Here is a 15243-nt window from a genome sequence, read left to right on the forward strand (position 1 = left end):
TTGGTCGTCATAGATGAGGCGTCAAAGGTCGAGCATGGTTATAAGCGGCGACGTTATCAAAAGCTGTACAGGGGCAGCAGATCCTTCCGTCGATCACCGTCACGCCAGCTCCAGTCTTGGCAAACAGCGTGTCGGCACGGTGAGCGGCCGCTTTTGCCGAATCAGCTCGCGACGGCGACCTCCTTCACCTCGCACCCCTTTATCACCATGCGAATGATCGTTTCGGCGGCCGCTTCGTAGTCGGCATCATCGAGCTTGGCCTTTCCCGTGACCGTGGAAATCTGCCAGTCGAAATCGGCATAGGTTTGGGTGGCGGCCCAGATGCTGAACATCAGATGGTTGGGGTCGACCCTGGCCATCAGTCCCTGATCGATCCAGGCCTGTATGCGGGCGACGTTGTGACTGGCTTGAGCATTCAGCTGCGCGGCGCGCTCGGCAGGCAGGTGCGGCGCCCCGTGCATGATTTCGCTGGCGAACACCTTGGATGCACAGGCGTGCTCGCGCGAAATGCGGATTTTGGTGCGGATGTAAGCGCGCAGCACATCGGCCGGTTCGCCAGGTTGGTTGAACGGGGCGGACGCCCGCAGCAATGGCTCGACAATGCTGTCGAGAACTTCGCGATACAGGTTTTCCTTACTCTTGAAATAGTAATAGACGTTGGGCTTGGGCAGCCCGGCGCGGTTGGCGATATCGCTGGTTTTGCTGGCGGCGAAGCCCTTTTCGGCGAACTCTTCGCTGGCAGCGCGCAGGATCAGTTCTTTGTTGCGCTCGCGGATACTGGACATAGGGCCTGTTCATTTCGTGACCACCCAGCCTGGTGGCTTGCGCCGCATCCTAGCATCGGCCTTCGAGGCGCCTCAAGGCAGCCGGCGAGTTGGAGATTTGTGATCTGTTTGTGGAATTCTTGTATACAAAGTATCAGTCCCGTTTGTTACTGTGCGTTGCGCCGGGCCCTGTGCGCCAGTCGGGTTTCGGCACCCGCGCTGGTCGAATACAAGGAGCCGTATCCATGAAAATCTTCATTGCCTCGCTCGCGCTTGCATGCTCGACGACCGCTTTAGCCGAGCAGAGCTATGTAATAGGTGTCGAACAGGCCGACTTTCTGCCGCATTACAGTGGCGACAGCCAGGGCAACTATCGCGGCTTCGCACGCGAGCTGTTCGACCGTTTCGCGGCGCAGGCCGGGATACATCTGACGCTCCGCGTGATGCCCGCCGATGCCTTGCTCCCGGCGCTGCTCGCTGGCCAGATCGATGCCAAATATCCCGACAACCCGAGCTGGTCGGTGCAGGCTAAGATCGGCCCACCGTTGCACTACAGCCAGCCGGTGGTGAACTACGTGGACGGCGTGCTGGTGCCACCTCGTCGCGTCGGGCTGGGCATCGACGAGCTGAGGCGTTTGGCCGTCGTGGATGGCTGGACGCCCAGAGGCTATGAAGACCGTGTTCGCACGAACCAGGTGCAACTGGTAAGCAGCAAAGGCTTGCCGCGCATGGTCCGACAGGCCTTGCTCAAGGACACCGATGGCGGCTATTACAACGTCGTGGTTGCGGCCTATTACCTGAACAACCTGCGTGCCAAGCCGGGGGTGTTGGTGTTCGATCCCGGTCTGCCGCATACCCGCGGTACGTTCAATCTTTCAAGCCGTGAGCATCCAGAATTGATTGATCGTTTCGACCGTTTTCTCGACGAACAGCGGGCCGAAGTCGCCGCGCTCAAGGATAAGCACCAGGTGGAGGCCAACCTGTCCTCGGAATACATCGGGATGGAGCAGTGGAAGGTCGACTTTCTCGAGCGCCAACGACTCAAGCATGCCTCAGGCGGCTGAGCTGGGCGCGTCGCTACCGCCCGTTGGGTTGCCCGACGCCACCGTGGTTGCACGGAAATCCTGCCAGGCGTAGTCGCCTGATTCTTCTCGTGATCCTGAGCCAACCGACCTCGGAATGCTGGCGCTGAACGGTCGTAAAGACCCGAACGTTCAGGCCGATAGCATTATGACGCTAATGCTTTTGCTGTATACAAACTTAAGTATAGTTGTGTACCGCAGAACAATAACAACCGAGGTCATATCATGCCGTTCATGCAACGCAGTATTCAGTGGCAGCTGATTGTCAGCATGGGGGCGGCGCTGCTCACCAGCATGCTGATCGTCATCCTGGTCTATTCGTCGGCGGTCAACCGGCTGGCGGAGCGCTACCTGGTCGGGCAGGCGTTGCCGGCCAACGTCGCCGCGATTCGTAACGATATCGAACGAACCTTGGCGGCGCCGATTACCGCCACGGCCGGCATTGCCGGCAACAGCCTGGTGCAGGACTGGCTGCTGAACGGCGAAAGCGCCGACCTCGCCGACGCCATGGGGCGCTATCTCAATGGCGTCAAGGCGCAGCAGAATGCCCTGGCCACGTCCATCGCAGTACTGGACAGCGGCAACTATTACTCTGACGCCGGTCTGTCGCGCACGCTCAGCCGCCAGGCTGCGGGTGACGGATGGTTCTATAGCCTGGTCGGCAGTGGCATCGAGCGGCGCTTCGAGATCGATATCGACAAGGCGTCTCGGCTGCCGACGCTGTTCATCAACCAACGCATCGAGGCAGGCGGCAAGACGCTGGGCGTCGCCGGGCTGGGCTACAGCCTGAAAAGCATGTCCGAGCTGATCAGCAACTTCCATTTCGGCGAGCGTGGCGAGGTCTATCTGATCAACGCCGCTGGGCGAGTAAAAGTGCATCCGCGTACCGAGAACAACGACCACACCGAACTCAGCGCGCTGATCGGCACCGAGGCCGCGCAGCGACTGCTCAATGGCAGTCACGATGCGGTGCGCTTCGAACGTGACGGCGAGACGTTCCTGGCCATCGCTCAGCCGGTGGAAAGTCTTGGCTGGGTGCTGGTCAGCGAGGTACCGGAGGCGGAGATCTTCGCCGAGGCGCGCCATACGCTATGGACCATCAGCCTGATCGGTGGCTGCATCGCGCTGTTCTTCCTGGCCCTGGTGGTGGTGCTGGCACGAGGGCTGGTCAAGCCGATTCGCCAGGTCACCCACGCCCTTGTGGAGATCGGTGGGGGCGGCGGTGACCTTACCCGTCGTCTGGATGAAAGCCGTGCCGATGAACTGGGCGATCTGGCCCGCGGATTCAACCGCTTCATCGGCAGCCTGCGTGAGTTGATCGGCGATGTGCTCAACACCAGCCAACAGCTGCGGACGGCTGTGGTGCAGGTGGCACAGGTGGTCGACAATACCGCCACGCGTGCCGGACGCCAGCATGAGATGACCGACATGGTCGCCACCGCCGTGCACGAGATGGGCCTGACCGTTCAAGAGATTGCCCGTAATGCCAGCAATGCGGCGCAGGCTTCGCAAGGCGCTCGCAGCGAAGCGATGCAAGCGCGCAAGGTGGTCGGTGATTCCATTGCGCACATCGAGAAGATGTCTGGCGATATCGGTCATGCGGCCGAATCGGTGACGGACCTGGCGCAGCAGGTGGCGTCGATCGATAAGGTGCTGGCGGTGATTCGTAGCATTTCCGAGCAGACCAACCTGCTGGCGCTCAACGCCGCCATCGAGGCCGCACGGGCCGGTGAAATGGGCCGTGGCTTCGCCGTGGTGGCCGACGAGGTCCGGACGCTGGCGAGCCGGACCCAGGCGTCCACCGATGAAATTCAGCAAATGATCCAGGGCCTCAAGAGCGGCGCCGAAAATGCGGTCAACTCGATGCATGCGGGGCGGGCGGCGACCGGGACCGGCGTGGAGGCCAGCCAGCGCACCGGGCAATCGCTTGGCGCGATTACCGAGCAGGTCGAGGCGATCAGCGACATGAACACCCAGGTCGCCGCGGCAACGGAAGAGCAGAGCAGCGTGACCGAGGAGATCACCCACAACGTTCAGGGTATCGCCGATCTCGCCCAGGCCACGGCCAGCGACGTGCAGGGCTGCCTCGAGGACTGCCAGGCGCTGAGCCGCCTGGCGGATGATCTGAGCCGGAAGATGGGCAGCTTCAAACTGTAAGCCTCGATGCGCGCCCTCGCTCAGCGAGCGTCGGCGCGCAGGAACTTCATGTCGGTGTAGCGCTTGAGGCGCAGGGCGGGCGTCTCCACAACGGAGATACTGCCCTCCGTTGCCGGCGCGTTTGTCGGGCTGCACTCAGCGTTGAGCGAGGCGAAAAAAAAAGGCAGCCCGACGGGCTGCCTCTCGGTCATCGCTGCTGGATCAGAAGTGCGCCTTGAGCAGCAGGCTCGCGGTGTTCTGGTCCGTGGAGCCGACGAAGTTGCGGCTGACGAAGCCACCGTCCTCGATGCCGTACTTATCCGACCAGTAGTCGTACTCGATACCGACATACAGTTTGCCCGGCTCGCCGTCGAGCGCCTTGCCCAGGTCGTATTTGATCTGAGGGTTGATGTGCAGGTTCTTCGAAAGGAAGTCACCGCGACGCTCGGAACCGGCATCGTTGACCACCCAGTCGATATAGCCGTCGAACAGGATGTCGGACTTGCCCACCGGAATGGTCATCGCCCAGGTGGGCGTGATCTGCCACTGGCCTGAGGGCTTGCCGGTGGTGCCATCGGGCTTGCGGTAGTAGACGTTGATCGCCATGCGATCGAAGCCGGGGACGTTCAGGTCGACTGCCGGGCCGAGCAGATAGTTCTGGTTCGGCACGCCGTTGGTGCTTTCGCCGCGCTCGTAGGTAGCGGCCAGCAGCACGTCCTTGATCGGGCCGAAGCTCAGGTCCTGTCCGGTCAGCTTGCCGAACGACAGGCGCGGGCTGAATTCCCCGTAGTAGGTATGGCCGTCATTGCCGGACAGGCCGTTGTACCACTTGTTGTCGACGAACAGGAACATGTCGCCCCAGCTCCAGCCGCTGGCATGTTCGAAGGTGATGGTCTGTTGGATCTCGCCGGCATCGACCTTGAAGTTCTTGCCGTACAGATAGGTCAGGCTGTTGTTCTGCCATTGCAGCATGCCGTCGGCGAAGGCCGGGGCGGCGAGCAGGCTGCCGGCCAGCGCCAGCGAGAGGGGAGCGAGTCTGAAGTTCATGTTGGTGCCCTTTGGTTTTGTTGTTTTGATGAAGCGGCGTTGCGCCTGGCCGCATCGCGCCCAGGCGTCGATAGCGGTCAACCCGTTGGGGTCAGTTGCTGGCTGAGGTCGGTGGCGGTCGCCCTGGCGCCGGGCTCGGCATAGTTGGGGATGTTGACGGCCAGCGTGTTGGTGCCGAGCGAGTCTTCGATCAGGTTGTCCGGGTCGTAGTCGTCCTGTTCATCCGCATCGCGCGGCAGGAAGAAGTTGAGCAGGATCGCGCTGAAGGCACCGATGGTGATCGGCGAGCCGAAGATGTTCTTCAGCACCTCGGGCAGGTTGGTCAGCACTTCCGGAACAGCCGCCACGCCCAGGCCCAGGCCCAGCGAGATCGCGACGATGAGCATGTTGCGGCGGTTCAGGCCTGCTTCGGCGAGAATCTTGATTCCGGCAATCGCGACCGTGCCGAACATGATCAGCGTGGCGCCGCCGAGCACCGGCTTGGGCATCAGTTGCAGCACGCCACCGACCACCGGGAACAGTGCCAGCAGAATCAGAATGCCGGCGATATACAGCCCAACATGACGGCTGGCGACGCCGGTCAGCTGAATGACACCGTTGTTTTGGCTGAAGGTGGTCATCGGCAGGCTGTTGAAGGTGGCCGCCAGCAGCGAGCTGCAGCCGTCACCGAGGATGCCGCCCTTGATGCGCTTGAGATACAGCGGCCCCTTGACCGGCTGACGCGAGATCATCGAGTTGGCGGTCAGGTCGCCAGCCGTCTCCAGCGGCGTGATCAGAAAGATCACCGCAACCGGGATGAACGCCATCCAATCGAAGGCGAAGCCGAACTTGAAGGGTTGCGGCACGCTGACTGCCGGCAGCGCGGCGAGGCTGGAGAAATCCACCATGCCCATCATCCAGGCCGCGACGTAGCCGACCACGAGCGCGACGATGACGGCTGACAGGCGCAGCAAGGGAATGCCGAAGCGATTGAGGATGATGATGGTGCCGAGTACCAGGCCTGCCAGCGCCAGGTTCTGCAGTGAGCCGGGATTCTCGACGCCGTAGCCACCTGCGATATCGGTCATGGATACCTTGATCAGCGACAGGCCCATCAGGCTGATGATGGTGCCGGTGACCACCGGTGTGATGATCCGCCGCAACTTATCGATACAGCGGCTGACGGCGATCTCGACGAACGCGGCGCAGAAGCTGACGCCGAACAGCGTGGCGAGTATCTCTTCGGGACTGCCGCCGCGGTTCTTGACGATGAAACCCGCGGCAAGGATCACGCTGAGAAAGCCGAAGCTGGTGCCCTGCAGGCAGAGCATGCCGGCGCCGATAGGGCCGACCCGCTTGGCCTGGATAAAGGTGCCGATACCTGAGACGAACAGCGCCATGCTGACCAGATAGGGCACGTAGTCGCCCAGGCCAAGCACGCCGCCGATGATCAGGGTTGGGGTGATGACGCCGACGAAACTGGCCAGCACGTGCTGTATCGCGGCAAAGGTGGCGGGGAGAGGGCCTGGACGATCCTCGAGTTGATAGATCAGGTCCTGGTTGGGAGCGTCACCGCTCCTGGATTCCGTTGCGGTCATGGTTCAAGCCTGCCATTCGTTATTGTTCGGTCATGGGCTTTCGAGGCTGCACGGACCTCGCATCCTGATCATCGAAAAGCTGTTCGATCGGTCAGGTTGGGCTCGACTATAACAATCTGTGGACAGGAGTTGAAACAAAAAAATTATCGATTGTGCACAATTGCGACGACCGCGCCGTGCGCCATGCAAACCAGGTGTGGCGCGACCTAGCGGTTGGCCAGCAGCTCTCGCGAGACATTTTCGGCGAGGCCTGCTCCGGCCTCGCTCATGGTCAGGTAGGTGCGATCGGCGCCGGCTTCTTCGATCTGCTGCGCGATGTCCTCGTACATGGCGTGCGAGACGATCAATCCCTCGAAGCCTTTACCGCGCAGCTTGCGGGTGGAAATGACCTTCGCTTCGGCGTCGTTCATCGCCAGGATCACCGCCTCGACCTTGTTCATTTCCAGGCTTTCCCAGAACATCTGGTCCTCGGCGTCGGCGAACAGTACCTGGCGGCCCTTCTCGCTGCTTTTTTCCACCGTCACAGGGTCCGAGTCGAGGCTGACCAGTCGCCAACCCTGTTTGCTCAGATGGTCATAGGCGGCGCGGCCGGTGCGCCCCATGCCCATGATCAGGATCTGTGCGTCGCCCAGCGACACGGGTTGCTCGTCGGGATGGCGGGTGTTGCGCTCCAGCGGAATCAGCCGTTTGGCCAGCCGATCGTAGAGGGGGTGGGAGATGCGGTTGAGCTGCGCCGAAAAGACGAACGACAGGGCCACGGTGATTGCCAGCGGCGTCAGCCACTGGGGGAGCACCACGCTGGCGACGATCAGGCCGAATTCGCTGTAGTTGGTCAGGCTCGCGGCGCTGAGAAAGGCGCTGCGCGCACGCAGGCGAAACAGCAGGAAGAGGAAGAAGAACAGGGCGCCCTTGAGTGGCAGTAGCAGCGCGATAGCCCCGGCGAACAGCATCGCATGGGCATCAGGCAGGCCCCCGATGCCGATCTGCAAGAAAAAACCGACCAGGAAGATTTCCTTGATCGCCCACAGTGAGTTGGACAGCTCGATCGCGCGCTTATGCTTGGCCAGCATGGCGCCGAAGGCCAGCGCGCCCAGTTCCGAACTCAGCCCGACATACTCGAAGCCGAGCCCGCCCACCACCAGCGCCAGGGTCAGGCCCAGCAGAACCATCAGCTCCTCGTGGCCGCTGTGATCGAGCAGGCGGAACAGCAACGGTCGCAACAGCGGCAGGCCGAACACCAGCAACGCCCAGGCCGATGGCACCTTGCCGCTGGCGATGCTCATCACCACCAGGGCGATAAGGTCTTGAATGATCAGCACACCGATGGCGACCCGCCCGTGGAACGCGCGCAGCTCGCGCTTGCCCTCGAGCACCTTGGCCGCCAGCACGGTGCTGGAGAAGGACAGGGCGATCGCCAGCAGCAAACTCTCGCGCCAACTCAGGTCCAGCACGAACTGGATTACCGGCAGGACCAGCAGGCTGGACACGGCGAAATGCAGCAAGCCACCACCGATGACCTCGCGGCGCAGCAGATTGCTCGGCTTGAGCTTCAGCCCGACGGTGAACAGCAACAGCAGCACGCCGAGATGGGCGAGGTGCGCGAGGATCTCGCTGTCCCGCGGGCCGACGCCGAAATGCTCGCCGAAACCGGCCAGGGTAAAGCCCGCACCCAGATAGCCGATCAGCGGCGGCAGGCCCACTGAGCGCGCGGCGAGCCCAAGGACGAAGGCGAACGCAATCCAGCTGGCTTCAATCATCTCGAGGTGCTCGGGGGTGGGCGGGCCTGCATTTTAGCCACGGCGGACGGCTTGTCGAGGTTCCCTGGCCTGGAAGCGACGAAACCCGCGCTTGGCGGGTTTCGCTGTGGTTGGCGCCGGGCGGGGAGCGCGGCGCGTGTCAGCGGCTCAGTGCTGCGCCGCGCCGGTCAGCGCCTGGCGTTCGGCGCCGCCGAGTACGTTGAACAACAGGTTCAGCGTCACCGCGCTGAGCGTCGCCAGGGCGATACCGCTGTGGGTGATCGGCTCCATCCATTGCGGCAGCTGAGCGAAGAACTCGGGGCGCACCACCGGGACCATCCCCAGGCCGATGCTTACGGCCACTAGCAACTGGTTGCGACGATCGCCGATATCGGCCTCCTGCAGGAGCTTGATGCCGGTCGCCGCGACCATGCCGAACATGGCGATGCTGGCGCCGCCCAGCACCGCTGCGGGAATCGAGGCGACCAGAAAGGCGGCCTTAGGCAGCAGGCTCAGGCTGATCAGCAACAGGCCGGCGACCGCTGTGACGTAGCGACTGCGCACACCGGTCATCTGCACCAGGCCGATATTCTGGGCGAACGAGGAATGGGTGAAGGTATTCATGAAACCGGCGAAAAAGGTCGCGCCGGCATCGCACAACAGGCCGCGGCGCAGCTGCTTGGGGTCGACCTCGTGTCCGGTGATCTTGCCCAGCGCCAGGAACATGCCGGCCGACTCGACGAAGATGATCACCACCACCAGGCACATCGACAGAATGGGCGCGAGCATGAATTGCGGCGCGCCGAAGTGATTCGGCGTCACCACCTGCAGTGCGGGAGCGGTGTCGATTCCAGACAGATCGACCATGCCCAGGCTACCGGCCAGCACGTAACCCAGGGCCATGCCGATCAAGACCGAGACGTTCACCCAGAAGCCGCGCATGAACTGGTTGATCAGCAGGATTACCGTCAGCACGGCGGCGGCGACGCCGAGATAGGGCAGGGCGCCGAACTGGCCGCCGCTGCCGCCGCCCGCCCAGTTCACTGCGACCGGGAACAGCGAAAGACCGATGGCGGTGATCACGGTGCCCGTTACCAGCGGAGGAAACAGGCGGACGATCTTGCAGACGAAGGGCGCGAACAGCAGGCCGAAGAAGCCAGCGGCGATGGTCGCACCGAAGATGCCGGGCATACCGACGCCGGGCATGCCGGCCATCACCACCATGCTGCTCACGGCGGCGAAGCTGGCGCCCATCATGACCGGCATGCGGATGCCCACCGGGCCGATACCCATCGACTGCACCACGGTGGCGATGCCCGCCACCAGCAGGTCGGCGTTGATCAGGAAGGCAATCTCCTCGCGTGACAGCCCGGCCGCCTGGCCCACGATCAGCGGCACGGCGACCGCTCCGCCGTACATCAGCAGCACGTGCTGGAAGCTCACCAGCAGCATCTGCAGCAGGGGTAGCCGCTGTTCCTTAGCTGGTGCGGTTTCCCGCTCGGTCACTTCGTTCATGCAAAACACCTCGGACGCTGTTGTTATTGGATGGCGCGCGGGCCCCGCTGCACGTGCGGGGCCGAATAGGGTTCGGGCGCTGAGTGCTCAGGCTCGATGGGGTCGATCTTTAGGTGGTACGGGGCTCGCTCGGCTAGTGCAGGAATAGTGGGGATGAAAAAAAGCCGCGCTCGGAAGCGCGGCCCTGGGCACGGCGATCAGTTGATCGGAGCACCCTTGTCGATCCAGGCACCGAGCAGGTCGCGCTCTTCCTGGGTCATGTGGGTCATGTTGCCCAGCGGCATGATCTGGCTCGCTACCGCTTGCGCATGGATCTTCGCGGCCTGCTGGCGGATCTGCTCGGGCGTATCGAACATCACGCCGGCAGGCGCCGCGCTGAACATCGGGCTGCTCGGTTGAGCGGAGTGGCACACGGCACAGCGCTCGTTGATGATCCGATGAACTTCGGCGAACTGGCTATTACCGGCTTGCTCGGCGGGCGCGGCGGCGGCCTGTTGGGCCTCGATGCTCTGCTCGCGAGGGCTGGTAGGCACGGCGTTGGGTACGCCACCCTGGCGGCTGGGCGCGGTGACGAATGCCAGGCAGATCATGCCGACCGCAGCGGCTGGCAGGGCCCAGGCGAAGCGGTTGCTGTCATGACGGGTGTTGAAGTAGTGACGAACCAGTACGGCGAGTACCGAGATGCCGGCCAGGATCGCCCAGTTGTACTGGCTGCCGTAGGTGCTCGGGAAGTGGTTGCTGATCATGATGAACAGCACCGGCAGGGTGAAGTAGTTGTTGTGGCGCGAACGCAACAGACCCTTGGCCGGCAGCACCGGATCCGGCGTGCGGTTCTGCTCGATGGCGGCAACCAGCGCGCGCTGGGCCGGCATGATGATGCGGAACACGTTGCCGACCATGATGGTGCCGATCAACGCGCCGGTGTGGATGTAGGCCGCACGCCCGCTGAACACCTGCGAGTAGGCCCAGGCGGCGAAGATCACCAGGACGAACAGCACCAGACCGAGCAGCGCCGGTTGCTTGCCCAACGGCGAATCGCAGAGCAGGTCGTAGACGAACCAGCCGACGATCAGCGAGCCGAAACCGATGGCGATCGCCATGGCCGGGGCCATGTCGCTGCCGGGCGCGATCAGGTACAGCGAAGGGTTGAGGTAGTAGACCACCATCAGCAGGGTCACGCCCGACAGCCAGGTGGTGTAGGCCTCCCACTTGAACCAGTGGAGGTTGTCCGGCATCTGCGGCGGGGCCAGCTTGTACTTTTCCAGGTGGTAGATACCGCCACCATGGATCGCCCAGAGGTCGCCCGAGAGGCCGTCGCGGGGGTTGGCGCGGTTAAGGTTGTTTTCCAGCCAGACGAAGTAGAACGAGGCACCGATCCAGGCGATGCCGACGATCATATGAATCCAGCGAATACTCAGGTTCAACCATTCGGTCAGATGTGCTTCCACGATAATTACCTCTTGCACGGCCGGCGTACCAACCGTTGTTTCTTCTTATTCGACTCGTCGCAAGTGTCCCGCTTGCTCTGAAGCACGCATTTCCGGCGCTGGCTGTGCACATCAGCCGTGCCGGGGATGGCCCTCGGTGATCAATCGAACACTTACTCGGAGTCCCGGTGGGGGTCGAGGAGTACCAGCTCATCCTCGGTGAAAAAATGCTCGTCGCAGTTGTTGCCAGAACCGCTGCGATCGACCACCAGGAATTCATCCCGCTTTTCGATCGTCAGCACCGGGTGGTGCCAGACGCCGCGGTGGTAATTGACGCCCTGCCTGCCGTTGCTGCGGAAGGCGCGGACGTGTTCCGGTACAGGTGCATCGCCAAGTGGCGCGACCACGACCAGAAAGGGGTTGCCGAGCAGCGGAATGAAAGCCTGGCTGCCCTGCGGATGACGTTCGAGCATGCGGATGACCAGCGGCATTTCCAGCGCGTCGGCGGCGAAGATGCTGATGATGGCCTGATCGTCCGGCTGCGCGGTCTCCACCGTCGCCAGCTTGTGGTAGCGGCGGGTAGACCCGTTGTTGATCATGAAATAGTCACTGCCTTCGGTTTCGATGACATCGCCGAAGGGGGCGAAGGCTTCCTTGGTCAACGGTTCGATCTTGAGTGTGCGCATGCTGTGCTCGTTCAGTTGTTTTCGTTGTTCGCTTAGCGCCGTTGCCCCTCACCCTAACCCTCTCCCCGGAGGGGCGAGGGGACTGGCGCGGAGCCGCGGTTGACCTCGTTCCTTGCGCTCCCCCTCGGCTGATGCCGATGCAGAGCCGAAGAGCTTGCTTTTGTGGGAGCGGTCTCGACCGCGAAGGGTCTCGAAAGCGTTTGCGGTCGAGACCAGGCGTCCCCAACCGCTCCCACAGTGTGTATCTGGTCGGCTCCGGCTGGCCTCATTTCACGGCCTTGCCGAACAACCGCCTTACGGTTCCAGCGATGCCCCACCCTACGGCCGGGGCGCGCTCTTTTGTGGGAGCGGTCTCGACCACGAAGGGCCTCGAAAGCGTTTGCGGTCGAGACCAGGCGTCCCCAACCGCTCCCACAGGGTGTATCTGGTCGGCTCCGGCTGGCCTCATTTCACGGCCTTGCCGAACAACCACCTTACGGTTCCAGCGATGCCCTTCCCTACGGCCGGGGCGCGCTCTTTTGTGGGGGCGGTCTTGACCGCGAAGGGCCTCGAAAGCATTCACGGTCGAGACCAGGCGTCCCCAACCGCTCCCACAGTGCGTATCTGGTCGGCTGGCCTCATTTCACGGCCTTGCCGAACCACCACCTTACGGTTCCAGCGATGCCCTACCCTACGGCCGGGGCGCGCTCTTTTGTGGGAGCGGTCTTGACCGCGAAGGGCCTCGAAAGCATTCGCGACCGCTCCCACGACGGTTCGGTTACTTCACGGCCTTGCCAAACAACCGCAGACGGCTGACGCCACCGTCCGGGAAGATGTTCAGGCGCACGTGGGTGATCGGGCCAAGCTTGGCGATCTGTTCGCTGAACTCGTGCTCGGCGTGCATCTGCAGCTTCTGGCTCGGCAGCAACTCGCGCCAGAACAGGCTTTGGGTCTCGATCTGGCTGTCGGTGCCGCCTTTGACGTACGCCGCCTGGATGCTGCAGCTGTCCGGGTAGTTGCCCTTGAAGTGCAAGGTATCGACGACGATCCGCTCGATCTCGCCAGGCGTGCCCAGCGCGACGATGACCCAGTCGTTGCCCGGCGTGCGCCGACGTGCGGTTTCCCAGCCGTCGCCCATGTTCACGCCGCGGCCCGGGTTGAGGATGTTGCTCATGCGGCCGAAGTGCTCGTCGGAGCACGCCAGCGCGCGGCCACCATTGAGCGCCGAGGCGAGGTCGAGCTGCTCGTTATCGCCGACGGTGCTCCAGTCGCGGTACGGGATGCCGTGTACGCGCAGACGGGCAACGCCGCCGTCGGGGTAGATGTTGAAGCGCAGGTGGCTGACCGGCTTGTCGAACGCGATCTCGTGATAGTGGTGGCTGTCACCCTTGAGTTCGACGGCCGGAAGCACTTCGGTCCAGGCCGTTGAGTCGTCCGGATCGCCCTCGGCGAGGAAGCAGGCCTCCAGCGAGGCGGACGGCGGGAAGTTGCCGGTGAAGAAGCTGGTGTCGATGTCGACACCCTTGATCGTTCCCGGCACGCCGAGGCGAATCACCGCGTGGTCGTAGCCTTCGAAACGCTTGCGACGCGATTCCCAGCCATCCATCCACTTGCCGTTGTCATCGAACACGCCTTCTTTCCAAACGGCCGGCGTCGGCTGGAACAGCCGGTTGACGTCGGCGAACCAGTCGTCGGTGACCGAAAGGGCGCGGGTGCCCAGGCGGGCGTCGGCCAGGTTGACGTATTTCTCGAACGGTGCGGCGTAGCGCTTCATGTTGTTCTTCTCTCGGTGTCGTCTGACGGGCGGTTTTGCCTACATCGTTTGCAGGCGGAACAACGCGATCTTGTTGATTTCAGCCAGGGCGCGTGCGAACTCCTGCTCGGGCGTGTTGTGCATGCGTTCTTCGAAGGCGGCGAGGATCTGGTGCCGATTGCTGCCCTTGACCGCCATGATGAAGATGAAGCCGAACTTGTCCTTGTAGGCCTGGTTCAGCTCGGTGAAGCGGGCGAATTCTTCCGCGGTACATTCGTGAATGCCGGCGCCGGCCTGTTCGGCGGTGCTCGATGCCGTCAGCTCGCCGCGTACGGCCGCCTTGCCAGCGAGGTCCGGGTGAGCGTTGATCAGCGCCAGTTGGGTGTCGTGCGGAGCCGAGAGCATGGCCTGCGACATGCGCTCGTGCATCACCTCGACGTAGTCCAACGACTCGTCCACACCTGCCTGGTAAACGGTATCGGCGACCCACGGCGAATGCTCGTAGACATCGGCGAACGTGGCGATGAAGGCGTCGCGGTCCAGGGTGGACGGCTTGATGGTCTTGAACGGGGTCATTAGCTGCGTTCCTGGGTCAGAGGGTGGGTCGTGTGCCAGTGGCGGGCGATGTCGACGCGGCGGGCGAACCACACCTGCTCGTGACCCTTGACGTACTCGATGAAGCGCTGCAGCGCCGCCAGACGCGCCGGGCGACCCAGCAGGCGGCAGTGCATCCCGATGGACAGCATTTTTGGCGCGCCCTCGCAGCCTTCGGCATAGAGCACGTCGAAGGCGTCCTTGAGGTAGGTATAGAAGTCGTCGCCCGTGTTGAAGCCCTGCACCTGAGTGAAGCGCATGTCGTTGGTGTCCAGGGTATAGGGGATCACCAGGTGCGGCTTGTCCGGGGTCGATTCCGGATCCCAATAGGGCAGGTCATCGTCGTAGGTGTCGGAATCGTAGAGGAAGCCACCTTCCTCGCGGACCAGCCGGCGGGTGTTCGGACCGGTGCGGCCGGTGTACCAGCCCAGCGGACGCTCGCCGGTGATGTCGGTGAGGATGCGGATGGCCTCGAGCATGTGCTCGCGCTCCTGCTCCTCGTCCATGTACTGATAGTCGATCCAGCGATAGCCGTGGCTGCAGATCTCGTGACCGTCGGCCACCATCGCCTTGATCACGTCCGGATGACGCTGTGCGGCCATGGCCACCGCGAAGATGGTCAGCGGTATGTCATGTTTGCGAAACAACTTGAGCAGACGCCAGACGCCGGCGCGGCTACCGTACTCGTAGAGCGACTCCATGCTCATGTTGCGCACGCCCTGCAACGGCTGGGCTGAAACCATTTCGGAGAGAAAGGCTTCGGATTCGTTATCGCCGTGCAGCACGCAGCGCTCGCCGCCTTCTTCGTAGTTGAGCACGAAGGACAATGCGATACGGGCATCGCTCGGCCATTGCGGATGGGGTGGGTTCTCGGCGTAGCCGATGAGGTCACGGGAGTAGTCGGCGCTCACTGTTGTTATTCCTTTGTCTATCGCGGGTCGCGGCCT

At 62.9% G+C, this 15243-nt stretch carries 12 protein-coding genes; 2 read left to right on the forward strand and 10 right to left on the reverse strand.

What is annotated here, in order from left to right:
- Window positions 1–161: 161 nt before the first annotated feature.
- On the reverse strand, window positions 162–785 hold the full coding sequence (locus KCX70_RS05595; RefSeq protein WP_021209629.1) for a TetR/AcrR family transcriptional regulator: 624 nt from the start codon (window positions 783–785) through the stop codon (window positions 162–164).
- Between the two features lie 224 nt (window positions 786–1009).
- Between KCX70_RS05595 and KCX70_RS05600 the strand changes: the two genes are divergently transcribed.
- The gene (locus KCX70_RS05600; RefSeq protein ID WP_212619536.1) at window positions 1010–1828 is read left to right on the forward strand and encodes a substrate-binding periplasmic protein; all 819 of its coding nucleotides are present in this window, start codon (window positions 1010–1012) and stop codon (window positions 1826–1828) included.
- Between the two features lie 243 nt (window positions 1829–2071).
- The gene (locus tag KCX70_RS05605) at window positions 2072–4003 is read left to right on the forward strand and encodes a methyl-accepting chemotaxis protein (RefSeq protein ID WP_212619537.1); all 1932 of its coding nucleotides are present in this window, start codon (window positions 2072–2074) and stop codon (window positions 4001–4003) included.
- A gap of 201 nt (window positions 4004–4204) precedes the next feature.
- Here the strand turns inward: KCX70_RS05605 and KCX70_RS05610 are convergent, their stop codons facing one another.
- The 9 genes from KCX70_RS05610 to puuE form a co-directional block, all read right to left on the reverse strand.
- The gene (locus tag KCX70_RS05610; protein WP_212619538.1) at window positions 4205–5029 is read right to left on the reverse strand and encodes an outer membrane protein OmpK; all 825 of its coding nucleotides are present in this window, start codon (window positions 5027–5029) and stop codon (window positions 4205–4207) included.
- A gap of 77 nt (window positions 5030–5106) precedes the next feature.
- On the reverse strand, window positions 5107–6606 hold the full coding sequence (locus KCX70_RS05615) for a uracil-xanthine permease family protein (protein WP_102851412.1): 1500 nt from the start codon (window positions 6604–6606) through the stop codon (window positions 5107–5109).
- A gap of 206 nt (window positions 6607–6812) precedes the next feature.
- On the reverse strand, window positions 6813–8363 hold the full coding sequence (locus KCX70_RS05620; RefSeq protein ID WP_212619539.1) for a cation:proton antiporter family protein: 1551 nt from the start codon (window positions 8361–8363) through the stop codon (window positions 6813–6815).
- A gap of 147 nt (window positions 8364–8510) precedes the next feature.
- Window positions 8511–9857 (reverse strand): nucleobase:cation symporter-2 family protein, encoded by a 1347-nt coding sequence (locus KCX70_RS05625; protein ID WP_212619540.1) that lies wholly within the window; start codon window positions 9855–9857, stop codon window positions 8511–8513.
- A 197-nt stretch (window positions 9858–10054) separates the two neighbouring features.
- Window positions 10055–11305: a urate hydroxylase PuuD gene (locus KCX70_RS05630; protein ID WP_212619541.1), complete on the reverse strand. Its 1251-nt coding sequence runs from the start codon at window positions 11303–11305 to the stop codon at window positions 10055–10057.
- Window positions 11306–11457: 152 nt separating this feature from the next.
- A complete protein-coding gene (locus KCX70_RS05635; RefSeq protein ID WP_102851408.1) occupies window positions 11458–11970 on the reverse strand; it encodes an ureidoglycolate lyase in 513 nt (170 codons plus the stop codon).
- Window positions 11971–12727: 757 nt separating this feature from the next.
- The gene (gene alc / locus KCX70_RS05640; protein WP_212619542.1) at window positions 12728–13723 is read right to left on the reverse strand and encodes an allantoicase; all 996 of its coding nucleotides are present in this window, start codon (window positions 13721–13723) and stop codon (window positions 12728–12730) included.
- A gap of 39 nt (window positions 13724–13762) precedes the next feature.
- Window positions 13763–14278 (reverse strand): 2-oxo-4-hydroxy-4-carboxy-5-ureidoimidazoline decarboxylase, encoded by a 516-nt coding sequence (gene uraD / locus KCX70_RS05645; RefSeq protein ID WP_102851406.1) that lies wholly within the window; start codon window positions 14276–14278, stop codon window positions 13763–13765.
- Window positions 14278–15207 carry an allantoinase PuuE gene (gene puuE / locus KCX70_RS05650; protein WP_212619543.1) on the reverse strand — a complete coding sequence of 310 codons (930 nt, stop codon included), beginning with the start codon at window positions 15205–15207 and terminating at the stop codon, window positions 14278–14280. Before puuE ends, uraD begins: the two co-directional genes overlap by 1 nt.
- Window positions 15208–15243: the final 36 nt, after the last annotated feature.

Source organism: Stutzerimonas stutzeri (assembly GCF_018138085.1).
GTDB classification, from domain to species: Bacteria; Pseudomonadota; Gammaproteobacteria; order Pseudomonadales; family Pseudomonadaceae; genus Stutzerimonas; species Stutzerimonas stutzeri_AI.